Annotated in this window: 11 protein-coding genes; 9 read left to right on the top strand and 2 right to left on the bottom strand. The window is 37.1% G+C overall.

Annotated elements, in window-relative coordinates:
• From DNJ77_RS03045 to rpmA, 5 genes are all read left to right on the top strand, one after another.
• On the top strand, positions 1-151 hold a 151-nt coding region (locus DNJ77_RS03045), incomplete at its 5' end, for a methylated-DNA--[protein]-cysteine S-methyltransferase (protein ID WP_157966572.1).
• An 89-nt stretch (positions 152-240) separates the two neighbouring features.
• Entirely contained in the window at positions 241-819 is a 579-nt protein-coding gene (locus tag DNJ77_RS03040) for an AAA domain-containing protein (protein WP_116963528.1), read from the top strand.
• A 51-nt stretch (positions 820-870) separates the two neighbouring features.
• A complete protein-coding gene (locus tag DNJ77_RS03035; RefSeq protein WP_116963527.1) occupies positions 871-2,871 on the top strand; it encodes an AAA domain-containing protein in 2,001 nt (666 codons plus the stop codon).
• A 221-nt stretch (positions 2,872-3,092) separates the two neighbouring features.
• Positions 3,093-3,404 (top strand): 50S ribosomal protein L21, encoded by a 312-nt coding sequence (rplU, locus tag DNJ77_RS03030; RefSeq protein ID WP_116963526.1) that lies wholly within the window; start codon positions 3,093-3,095, stop codon positions 3,402-3,404.
• 17 nt (positions 3,405-3,421) lie between these two features.
• Entirely contained in the window at positions 3,422-3,691 is a 270-nt protein-coding gene (gene rpmA / locus DNJ77_RS03025) for a 50S ribosomal protein L27 (protein WP_116963525.1), read from the top strand.
• A 45-nt stretch (positions 3,692-3,736) separates the two neighbouring features.
• Here rpmA and DNJ77_RS03020 read toward each other — a convergent pair whose 3' ends face one another.
• Complete coding sequence (locus DNJ77_RS03020; RefSeq protein ID WP_157966571.1) at positions 3,737-4,480, bottom strand: 16S rRNA (uracil(1498)-N(3))-methyltransferase; 744 nt, start codon at positions 4,478-4,480, stop codon at positions 3,737-3,739.
• A 142-nt stretch (positions 4,481-4,622) separates the two neighbouring features.
• Positions 4,623-5,837 carry an amino acid permease gene (locus tag DNJ77_RS03015; protein WP_116963523.1) on the bottom strand — a complete coding sequence of 405 codons (1,215 nt, stop codon included), beginning with the start codon at positions 5,835-5,837 and terminating at the stop codon, positions 4,623-4,625.
• Positions 5,838-6,161: 324 nt separating this feature from the next.
• Here DNJ77_RS03015 and rpsB point away from each other — a divergent pair, with 324 nt between their 5' ends.
• From rpsB to frr, 4 genes are read left to right on the top strand one after another with little or no spacing between them, the layout of a single operon-like run.
• Positions 6,162-6,887 carry a 30S ribosomal protein S2 gene (rpsB, locus tag DNJ77_RS03010; RefSeq protein ID WP_116963522.1) on the top strand — a complete coding sequence of 242 codons (726 nt, stop codon included), beginning with the start codon at positions 6,162-6,164 and terminating at the stop codon, positions 6,885-6,887.
• Between the two features lie 29 nt (positions 6,888-6,916).
• Complete coding sequence (gene tsf, locus DNJ77_RS03005; protein WP_192877931.1) at positions 6,917-7,789, top strand: translation elongation factor Ts; 873 nt, start codon at positions 6,917-6,919, stop codon at positions 7,787-7,789.
• A gap of 6 nt (positions 7,790-7,795) precedes the next feature.
• Complete coding sequence (pyrH, locus tag DNJ77_RS03000) at positions 7,796-8,512, top strand: UMP kinase (protein ID WP_116963520.1); 717 nt, start codon at positions 7,796-7,798, stop codon at positions 8,510-8,512.
• 9 nt (positions 8,513-8,521) lie between these two features.
• Complete coding sequence (gene frr / locus DNJ77_RS02995) at positions 8,522-9,079, top strand: ribosome recycling factor (RefSeq protein WP_116963519.1); 558 nt, start codon at positions 8,522-8,524, stop codon at positions 9,077-9,079.
• Positions 9,080-9,082: the final 3 nt, after the last annotated feature.

Here is a 9,082-nt window from a genome sequence, read left to right as displayed (position 1 = left end):
AAAAGCTGTCCGTGCAGTAGGAACTGCAAATGCTAAAAACCCGATATGTATTATCGTGCCGTGTCACCGAGTGATTAAAGCAGACGGAAAAATTGGTGGTTATGCTGGCGGTATTGCTTGTAAGCAGCAATTGCTAAAATTGGAAAGGTAAATTAATGTTAAAGAGTCATTATATCTAGTACACTGGATATGCTATTTTAGCTCAGAATCCATCTATACTCCTAAACTTCAACAGGAGATATTCTTGCAGTCAATGGACCTCCTGGCACAGGAAAGACAACGCTTTTGCTTTCGGTAGTCGCAACCCTCTGGGCAGAAGCTGCACTTAAAGGCGAAGAGCCCCCCTTAATTATGGCTTGCTCGTCAAACAATCAAGCGGTGACCAATATCCTTGAGTCATTTGGCAGAGACTTTTCAGTAGGCACTGGAGCATTTTCAGGGAGATGGTTTTCCGATTTCAAAGACAATAAAAGGGATGGTTTTGGCATATATATGGCCAGAAGCACAATAAAGGACAAGAGCCCGCACCAAACACAATTGTTCTTCAAAGAAAGAGAGAATGCAGGCTACTTTGAAAAAGCGAAGAGTAATTATCTAGAGCATGCAAACAAAGCTTTCAAAAAGCAAGATAAGATTGGGATTGATGAGAGCATCACTTTATTAAAGCGAGCCCTTCAAACCGAAGTGGAGAAGTTAAAACAGATTGAACAGGCATGGCGTGATTTTATTGCCATTGAAACTGAATTGGAAACGCGGAAAGATACTAAGTCTGATATTCCCAAAGTCATATATGAAGAGCTTGAGCGTCGATTAGGATAATTTCAAGGGAAAATATCTCAGAAGCTAGCGGAGCAATCCATATGGAATAAGTTGGTAGATTTTTTACCTACTGTTAAGAGAGTAAAACAAAAATCTATTGAACGATTGGTAAAGGAAAATGGTTATGCTTTTGGTGTGTTTGATGATTTTACGTCATTAACTAAGTTGAAAGAATTTGTTGATGATAAAGTAAACCAGCTTTCAACCGCATGGCAGAATTATCTGACTGCCCTTCAAGTTCTGGGTGTCGCTAAAGAGCTTGCTTCAAAGTTTATCGTGGAAATTGATGAACTGGCTGATACTAAAATTCGCTTCAAAATTTTCTTATTGACTTCCCATTATTGGGAAGGGCGTTGGTTACAAGATATGGAAGCTTATCTTAAACGTCAAAAATTATATGGAATTACTAAAGATGACGAGAAAAGCAAGACTCAGATTATGGAAGATTGGCGCCGTAGAATGAAACTAACGCCTTGTGCAGTCTCAACATGCTTTATGCTTCCAACGTTTCTACGAGGAAAAGAACACAATAACTCTGGGCAAGACGCTCCCAATCTGTATCTATATAATATGATAGACTTATTGATTGTGGATGAAGCAGGTCAGGTTTTGCCTGAGGTTGCGGGTGCTGCATTTACACTGGCTAAAAAAGCCTTAGTGATCGGGGATACCCGTCAGCTAGAGCCTATATGGTCAACCTCTGCTCATATTGATATTGGTAATTTGATTGAATCTGGTGTTATCCAAAAGGGCGAAAACAGCGATGAGAAATACAGAGAGCTTCAGGAACTGGGGATAAGCTCTGCAATGGGTAGTGCTATGATGATCGCACAACATGCAAGCAAATATCACTATAGTTCAGGTATGGAACGTGGTATGTATCTGTATGAACACCGCCGTTGTTATAATGAAATTATCGAGTACTGTAACGATTTATGCTATGACTGGAAGCTTGCAGCATTGCGTGGAAATGCTCCAGAGGATAACTTATCAGGATTAAGATACTTACATATTGATGGGAGGTGTGAGCAAGATAGCGGAGGGAGTCGTTATAACTTACTTGAGGCAGAAACGATTGCCGCCTGGATAAATGACAATCAAGAGCTCATCAAAGAAAGATATCCAACGAAATATCAAGAAGGGGGCTTGGGTGCAGTGCTTGCTGTGATCACTCCATTTTCTGTTCAAGTGGCAGCATTAAAACAAGCATGCACTCGATATGAGATAAAAGTAAAGGAAGAAGGGAAAAATGAAAAAAGTCATGGCATCATTGTAGATACTATCCACTCGCTTCAAGGGGCAGAGAAGGAAATCGTTATCTTCTCTAGTGTTTATTCCAAGCATGCAGATGGAAAGTTTATTGATGAGAGCCCAAGTATGTTAAATGTTGCGGTATCAAGAGCAAAGGATGGCTTTTTCGTGTTTGGTGATATGGATTTGTTCAATCCAGATACGTTTACTCCAAGAGGGAAATTAGCTCACTATTTGTTTAGGCACGCACACCAGCAAATTTATTTTTCAAAGCTGAAGGGGCTTGTAAGAAGCGATTTAAGAACCAGTCAAACGAATCCTTATTTGATAGAAAACGCAAAAGAACACGATGATTTCTTGTTAAAGACCTTATGTCAGGCAAAGTTTGAAGTTCATATTTTTTCTCCTTGGATGCAATTAAGAAAAATTCAAGCTATTAATGCCTACGCTATTATGATCGAGTGTGTTAAACGTGGTGTAAAAATCAATATCTACACCGATCCAAACAATATCAGCAATGAATATCAACAGCGGTTTTTGAAAGATAAGGCACACTTAGAAAGCCTTGGCATTGGAGTGAAATGTATTCGTAGAATGCATAGTAAGCTTTTGATTTGTGATGATATGATCTACTGTGTTGGCTCCTTCAATTGGTTTAGCGCCGCTAGAGAGCCTCACTATCAGAATCTTGAACATTCCTTGGTTTATACGGGAAGCAAGTTAAAAAATGAAATTGTGTTATTGAAACAGGAGCTTGAAAACAGAATAGTGAATATCAAAATCCCAGAGGAGCTCGTTTAGTGATCTAAATGTCCTAAAATTTGTGTTAGCTATTTCATGTATGCAGTATAGCTTAGTGTTTTTGAGCCAAATAAAGTATTTTTTAAAGGTATACTTGAATTTGGCTCTTGCTATTTAGCTCTAAAAACACTAAAATCCCAACGCTTTTTTATAAAGCTTTATTTTAAAAAATAACAAAAAGTCAAGCGGTGAAAAACCAGCTTGAGTAATCGGAGAATAATATGTTCGCAATTATTAAAAGTGGCGGTAAACAGCACAAAGCTAAAGAAGGTGCTGTGCTTAAGCTAGAAAAAATTGAAAAAGGCGTTGGTGAAATGGTTGAATTCACTGATGTACTAATGTTACAAAATGGTGATGAAATCAAAGTAGGTAATCCAGTTGTTCAGGGTGCCAAAGTCGTTGCTGAAATTATTGAGCAAGGTCGTCATAAGAAAGTACAAATTATTAAGTTTCGTCGCCGTAAGCACAGCATGAAGCATCAAGGTCATCGCCAATATTTCACGGCGGTTAAAATTACAGCAATTCAAGGTTAATTTAAGGAGTATAAAACATGGCTCATAAGAAAGCAGGCGGTAGTACTCGTAATGGTCGCGATTCGAATCCTAAGTACCTAGGTGTTAAGCGTTATGGTGGCGAGTTTGTTAAAGCAGGTACGATTATTGTTCGTCAGCGCGGAACAAAATTTCATCCAGGTGTAAACGTTGGTTGTGGTCGTGATCACACTTTATTTGCAATAGCGGATGGTATTGTCAAGTTCCACGTTGGTGGTGAGTTAAAACGTCAATATATTTCAATTGAAGAAAAGGCAACCAATGTTTAATTGAACATTTGTCTTATTCAATAACGGGCGCCATTGGCGCCTTTTTTATTTATTAAAATCCCCCCATAGTGCTTGTAAAATGGCGATAGTTGCAATCGGAGCGGTTTCTGTTCTTAAAATCCTTTGACCTAAAGCAATGCTTTGGCAGTCATGATGGGAGGCTAATTTTAGTTCATCTTCGCTAAAACCGCCTTCAGGACCAATATAAATATTAAACTGACTGACTTTAGGATATTGTTGTTTTAAGGCTTGGACATGATGTATTGCATAAGGCGATAACAAAAGCTTAAGCTCTACTGTAAGATTTAGTGCTTGCGAAAAGATAATAGGGGGATTTATTTTTGGAATAAAAACACGACCTGATTGCTCGCTTGCACTAATGGCAATTTTTTGCCAGTGTTCAAGTTTAGTGTTTATGCGTTCAAGCGAGAGTTTGTAGTCAACACGTTGGGTGATAATGGGCGTTATGTGCTTAACTCCAAGCTCAGTAGCTTTTTGAATAACAGTTTCTAGCTTATCACCTTTTGACAGTGATTGAAAAAGATGTATATCAAGTATGGATTCTCTCTCAATTAAATATTTGGTTGAAATATTGACAGTAACACTTTTAGGGTTAGCATCACAAATTTCAGCAAGGTATTCATAACCATCGTCATTATTGAATAAGATGACTTTATGCTTAACTTTATGGCGTAATACTTTAATAAGGTAATGACTGAGCTCTGTTGATAGTGAAAAAGTATTACTATGCATTACAACTTCAGGGCAAAAGATACGAGCAACTCTCATATGTATTATTAAATATTGTGATGAAGTAGGAGGTATGTTAGAAGAAATTTTCAAAAACTCAATCATATCCAGATCAAAAACTTTGATAAATACAATTAGAAGAAGGTAAATTTTCAATTTAGTTTAAAATCTGAACACAAAACTAAATAGAAAAATGGATCACAATGATGGCAATTCCTACTAGAAAAGAGGCAATCCACAAGAAACGAAACTGGCTGATTTTGTAATGAAAATGGTACCCTGATTGAGTGAGCTTAAAAGCAATAACAGCAGGCATCATTAACAAAAGTACAGCAATAAACACCCCAACATAACCAATAGCACTAATAAATAAGTTTGGATCGAGTAAGTTGACAAGTAACGGTATGATGAAGGTCAAGATGACTGCTGTTAAAAGTTTAAACTGAGTAGGTAAGCGGTTTAAACGATAGCTATCTACATTAAAGTGATAAAGAGCAAGACTCACCCCAAGATAAGATGTTATGACAGAAATATCCGTAAATATATTCATGCTGATGTTGGCAGATGAGTTTGTGATTTTTTCTTTTAAGGCATTTAACACATCACCAACGTTAGCAGAGCTAATGCTAACATGATCAAAAATAGAACTCATAAAGCTGACTGAGCCATGGAGTGGTAATACGCCAAGCACAGAAATAAGCCATAGGAAATATAAAAACAAAGGAATAATACTACCGATAAAAATCACTCTAAAGAGTGCTTTGACATCTTTATCAAGATATTCAGTAAGTGTTGGTATGATGATATGGGAGGTAAAAGAAGTAATGATAATAGGAATGGCAATAAATAGAGTAGGGGTGAGGTCAATTGGAGAAACGAGTAAATTTCTGATTTCAATATAATGTAGGAAGGTGATGCATACCAGTAATAAAAAAACGAGTTTTGTAGTTAATAATACACGATTAATGATATCTACAGCAGAAGTACCAATTACAACAATTGTACCAAATATAACAACAAAAATAAGTGCCCATGCGTTTTGTGAAATGTTTGGTAAAAGTGCATGAAAGGCAGAAGAAGCCCCAGAGATATAAGCAATACTAATACAATACATAAGCAATAAAAATGATATCCATGTCACGACAACGCCAGGCAGTCCCAAAGCGTGCTTTGCAATAGAAGCAAAGCTTGCGCCTTTTGGCATAGAAAGAGAAATATCAGCAAGTAGAAGTGCTGTATAAGTCATAATACACCATGCAATAAGCATAACAACACTACTTACAAGGAAGCCAAATTTTGCAGTAATAATTGGTAATGCTAAAATGCCTGCCCCAATTTCAGTACCTGTTACAATCATCGTGCAACCAAGTTGTTTTACCAGTGAATTATTTGTCATCTAAAGAAATTCCTAGTTTTTAAAATTCCTATGTTGGTAGTTTAACATTACATGATTTTACACCATCATAAAAGGTAAATGACCGAGATTGTTTGTACAGATTTTCTTGCAACTAAAGATTAATTCAATCTAGCAGCTGATGTCGATTTATGTTAAAATCCGCTCGCTTTTGCATGGCAATTATAAATTATCTATATCTGTCATTAGCAAAAAGCATAACGTTAAACAATAAAACACACGTCGCTCGACACACTTTTAGGGTGCCTTTATCAGGTTTGAAAGTGGGAGTGATGGCGGAATAACCCATACTTGGAGAATATATAAATGTCTTTAATGAAAGAAATGCTACAAGCTGGTGTGCATTATGGTCACCAAAAAAAGTTCTGGAATCCAAAAATGAACCAATATATCTTTGGCATTAATCATGGAATCCATATCATTAATTTGGAAAAAACTGTTCCATTATTTCAAGATGCAGTGAATTTTGTAAGTAAGAGTGCTGCAAAAAATGGCAAGATTTTATTTGTTGGTACAAAACGTCAAGCACAGGAAATTGTTTCTAAAGAAGCTTCGCGTTGTGGGATGCCATATGTTAACCATCGCTGGTTAGGAGGTATGTTGACCAACTATAAAACAATTCGTCAATCTATTAAGCGTTTACGTGACCTTGAGAAAATGCAAGAAGAAGGTGTTTTCGATCGAATGACTAAGAAAGAAGCACTGCATAATGAACGTGAAATCGAGAAACTTGAAAAAGCGCTAGGTGGCATTAAAGACATGGGTGGCTTGCCTGATTTATTAGTTGTGATTGATAGTAAAGAAGAACACATTGCAATTGAAGAAGCTAAGCGATTGGGGATCCCCGTTATTGCTGTTGTGGATACAAACTCAAGCCCGGATGATATTGACTATATTATCCCAGGCAATGATGATGCGGTAAAAGCAATTCATTTTTATTTGAGTCATTTTGCTGATGCAATTATTGATGCAAGAAAAGGTGCTCAAATAACAGAAGAAAAAACAGTAGATCTTTCTGAAGAAGAAGTCTAATTAAAATTTTATAAGGCGGAAGGAATTTTATAATGACAATTAGCGCACAATTAGTAAAAGAGCTTCGTGAGCGCACAGGCGCTGGTATGATGGAGTGTAAAAAAGCGTTGACACAAACAGGTGGTGATATTGAAAAGGCCATCGAAGAAATGCGTAAATCAGGTCAAGCAAAAGCAGATAAAAAAGCTTCGCGTATAGCAGCAGAAGGTGTTGTTGTAATGGCAAAGTCTGCCAATAAAGCAGTTATTATTGAAATCAATTCAGAAACAGATTTCGTTGCGCGTGATGAAAATTTTAAAGGGTTTGCGGATAAAGTTGTCAATGCAGTTGCAGCTTCAAATGCAAACACACTTGAAGAAGTATTAGCTTTACGACTCACAAATGGTGAGACAATTGAAGATACCCGTAAAGCATTGATTGCAAAAATTGGAGAGAATATTAACGTACGCCGTGTCGACAACTTGGAAGGAGAAACTTTAGGTGTATACAGTCATGGTGGTCGAATCGGTGTCATCCTTGCTATGAAAGGTGGTAACGAAGAACTGGCAAAAGACGTTGCAATGCATATTGCAGCTTCTAATCCACTTGTTGTATCTCAAAATCAAGTGCCAGCTGATTTGGTTGAGAAAGAAAAAGAGATTTTTATTGCCCAAGCACGTGAAAGTGGTAAACCAGATGATATTATTGAAAAAATGATTACTGGGCGTATTCGTAAGTTTTTGGATGAGCAAAGCTTGGCTGGTCAGCCATTTGTGAAGAATCCTGATCAAAAAGTTGAGCAACTCTTGAAAGCAAATAATGCGATAGTAACTGAGTTTATTCGTTTTGGTGTTGGTGAAGGCATTGAAAAAGAGGAAACGAATTTTGCTGCTGAAGTTATGAGTCAAGTTCAGGGGGCCTAAATAAATATGTCACACCCAAGTTTTAAACGTGTTTTAATCAAATTAAGTGGAGAATCTTTATCAATAAATGGTTTTGGTATTCAAGTTGAAGCCGTGAAAGAGATTATTCATGACATTAAACGAGCACAAGTAATGGGTGTGCAATTGGCAATAGTCATCGGCGCAGGCAATATTCTAAGAGGTAGTAAAGCACAATTTGGAGATCAAATTGAACGCAGTACAGCTGATACAATGGGGATGCTTGCGACGATGATTAACGCACTGGCGCTGTCGGATATTTTGACATCGAATGGTATTGACAATGAAGTACTCTCATCAAAAGGTATAGATGGTGTTATCCAAACATCTTGTCCTAAGCTTGCAAAATCTTATTTAAATACAGGGAAGGTCGTAATTTTTGCAGGAGGAACAGGCAATCCATTTGTAACAACAGACAGTACGGCAAGCTTACGTGCGGCAGAGATACAAGCAGATGCAATTTTGAAGATAACGACAGTTGATGGTGTTTATGACAAAGATCCAAAGGAGCATGATAATGCTAAGAAATTTGATGTACTTAGCTTTGCAGATGTTTTACGCAAAGAACTTGCAGTAATGGACCTTGGTGCATTTATCCAAGCACGAGATTTTAACATTCCAATTTGTGTTTTTAATTTAAATAATTCAGGTGCACTTATGCGAGTATTAAATAATGAGCAAGAAGGTACTTGGGTTAGAAATTAGGAGAAAAAAATGATCAAAGAAATTTTATTAGATGCTAAAGATCGTATGGAAAAAAGCTTAGAAAATTTACGTCACGACTTGGCAAAGATCAGAACAGGGCGAGCGCATCCAGACTTATTAGCGCATATAATTATTGATTACTATGGGGTAGAAACACCAATTTCTCAAGCAGCAAATATTACAGTATTAGATGCGAGAACCTTAGGTATTACACCTTGGGAGAAAGGGCTTACCGCAAAAATTGAAAAAGCTATTTTGATGTCGGATCTAGGATTAAATCCTGCTAATTTAGGTGATAGTTTACGCATCCCAATGCCTGCATTGAATGAGGAACGTCGTAAGGAGCTTGTAAAATTGGTACGGACAGAAGCAGAAAAAGGACGTGTTGCTATTCGTAACATTCGTCGTGACGCGAATTCAGATATTAAAGATTTACTCAAAGAGAAAGAAATTTCCGAAGATGATGCTAAAAAGGCGGAAGACAGTATTCAAAAACTAACAAATGATATGATTGCTAAAGCCGATGTCATCGTTCAAGAGAAAGAACAAGACTTAATGGAAATGTAACTT

The organism is Fastidiosibacter lacustris (genome assembly GCF_003428155.1).
Classification (GTDB): domain Bacteria; phylum Pseudomonadota; class Gammaproteobacteria; order Francisellales; family Francisellaceae; genus Caedibacter; species Caedibacter lacustris.
This window is presented reverse-complemented; position numbering and strand designations above follow the sequence as displayed.

Excerpts from the sequence above, each read along its gene's own strand:
- DNJ77_RS03020 (WP_157966571.1), bottom strand. The coding sequence starts at position 4,480 with ATGAGAGTTGCTCGTATCTTTTGCCCTGAAGTTGTAATGCATAGTAAT.
- frr (WP_116963519.1), top strand. The coding sequence starts at position 8,522 with ATGATCAAAGAAATTTTATTAGATGCTAAAGATCGTATGGAAAAAAGC.
- rpsB (WP_116963522.1), top strand. The coding sequence starts at position 6,162 with ATGTCTTTAATGAAAGAAATGCTACAAGCTGGTGTGCATTATGGTCAC.
- rplU (WP_116963526.1), top strand. The coding sequence starts at position 3,093 with ATGTTCGCAATTATTAAAAGTGGCGGTAAACAGCACAAAGCTAAAGAA.
- DNJ77_RS03015 (WP_116963523.1), bottom strand. The coding sequence starts at position 5,837 with ATGACAAATAATTCACTGGTAAAACAACTTGGTTGCACGATGATTGTA.
- rpmA (WP_116963525.1), top strand. The coding sequence starts at position 3,422 with ATGGCTCATAAGAAAGCAGGCGGTAGTACTCGTAATGGTCGCGATTCG.
- pyrH (WP_116963520.1), top strand. The coding sequence starts at position 7,796 with ATGTCACACCCAAGTTTTAAACGTGTTTTAATCAAATTAAGTGGAGAA.